1 protein-coding gene is annotated in these 405 nt (G+C 57.8%); it reads right to left on the bottom strand.

Features of this window, described 5'->3' with window-relative positions:
- Positions 1-186 precede the first annotated feature (186 nt).
- Positions 187-405 (bottom strand): helix-turn-helix domain-containing protein (locus IF89_RS39770; protein WP_043195005.1); only part of this gene is annotated, 219 nt, incomplete at its 5' end.

Raw genomic sequence — 405 nt, 5'->3', positions numbered from 1 at the left:
GTGTTGGTGTCATGCAAAAGTCCGACGCGTGCGCTAATATTCGAACAAACGTTCGAATAACTTGGAGAGAATTCACACATTCGCACACCTGCCCTTGCCGAGGACTACTGCCCGCAATGCGGCGAGAGCCAACCCTCGGGGACGTATTTGGTGTCGCCGTCGCCCTCGGGGTGGCTCCCGCCTCTCTTACTTCATGCGCGCTATCGCTCGGGCCATCAGGTCGGCCGGGTCGATCTTAAGCGCGGCGCAGATTTGCGCGAACACACCGAACGGCATTTCGCGCTCTCCGGTTAGGTAGCGGCGAATCGTGAAGTAGTTCATACCCAGCTTCTCGGCGAAGCTCTTGACTGAATAGTCGGCCGCCGAGATCTCGGCCTTCAACTGCTTTACGACCGCATCTCGTAT

This window comes from Streptomyces sp. NRRL F-2664, assembly GCF_000719345.1.
GTDB lineage: Bacteria > Actinomycetota > Actinomycetes > Streptomycetales > Streptomycetaceae > Streptomyces.
The sequence above is the reverse complement of the archived record's forward strand: the minus strand, read 5'-3'. Positions and strand labels throughout refer to the sequence as shown.